2 protein-coding genes are annotated in these 1,494 nt (G+C 32.3%); both read right to left on the minus strand.

Annotated elements, in window-relative coordinates:
* Positions 1-451, minus strand: a 451-nt coding sequence (locus AC1DQW_RS27585; protein ID WP_477457002.1) for a glycosyltransferase family protein, incomplete at its 3' end; no start/stop codon positions are given.
* A 16-nt stretch (positions 452-467) separates the two neighbouring features.
* Positions 468-1,494 (minus strand): acyltransferase family protein (locus AC1DQW_RS27590; protein WP_477457003.1); only part of this gene is annotated, 1,027 nt, incomplete at its 5' end.

A 1,494-nucleotide genomic window follows, 5' to 3' on the forward strand; every position in this document is an offset into this window, starting at 1 on the left:
CATTTAAACAAGCCGCATTTTTCAAATATTCCTTTTCATATAATCCCCCTATGAGTCTTTTTTTCCATGCATTATTATTCAATATCCATTTGTCAAGCATTCCCCTGGCTGATATAATATACGGCGTATCGTGCTTTTTACTAAATTGGAATGTCGCGAATGATAAATACATCCATATACATTGTGGATGAATGATATCAGGTTTAATTGCAGCCATTTTCTTCCCTATATTTGATGAAAAAGCAAATCCAGATGGGCCCGCAACGGCATAATCATCTAATGGCAATGGTTCATAAGCGGCTATATCCAATTCACTGTATTCGTCGCTATGAGCCAGCAACACCGGCTCAAGCCCTTTAATGTTAATCATTGATTGACCCAGATTCCTAACACTATTGTATAATCCTCCTGAATTTCGAGAATTTGTTCCGCTAACAAGTAATATTTTCATATGTATACATAAATTATCATCGAATTTCCGGTTTTAGTTCAGTCTTATAACGACTGCTCTTTCCCTTGATGTAAGGGATATACTTGTTTACTACGTAGATACAAATTATAAGAACTATCCAAAGCAAGCTATGTCGTAATAATAACGATATCAATGAATTGACATGAAACTTCTCAAACATTAATATCAGGTATATTTTCAAAGGTTGATGTATAGCAAGTATAACAAATGTGTTCAAACCCAAATAATTAAAGCAATATTTGAAAAATCCTAAATACCTTTTTGATGCAACTAAATGAGAAATTAAAAGGACAACGGCAATGCCCGAAAATGCGGATAAATTGGCATAAAAATAATTTCCTGTAACATTTTTAGCCATATCTAATTGCACAAAATTCAAATAGCAAAAGGTGATATTTATCAACAAAAACAGCAGTCCCAATAGCAACATGTAGAAATCAGGAATTATAATCAGTGTTTGCTTTATTTTTGGAAATGTCAGGTTTCCGATTCCATAATATAAAATGGCAGTAAATACAACCTCAAGTTTATATGGTGAATGAATATTGTAAAAACTTAATACATAACCGATGAATGAAAAACACAATATCGCTAAAAAAGTAGCCTTATTGTTTAAATTCTTTCTTAAAAAAAAATAACAGATTTCAGTGAAATACAACACCGGTATAAACCATAAGGCAAAACCTACCCAACCATATATTACGGTGTCTTTTAAATAAAGTAAAAAATGAGGCTCAATAAATGATATAGCAAACAAAACTATAATTGTGAAAAAAATATATGGTCGAAGAAGACTAATATTTCTCTTTTTAAAGAGATGGACGAAGTCAGGATATTTATCAATGGAAAACACTAAACCTGATAAGAAAAAAAATAATGGCATGTGAAAGGACCATATCCACCATCTAAATTTTAAAGGCCAACCTGAATGTCCCAGCACCACTAAAAATATGCCTATACCTTTTGCTAAGTCAACCCACTCAACTCTCTGCTTTACTTGAGCCAATTCAATAGTCTCGAAA

Source organism: Mucilaginibacter sp. P5_A4 (assembly GCF_056400605.1).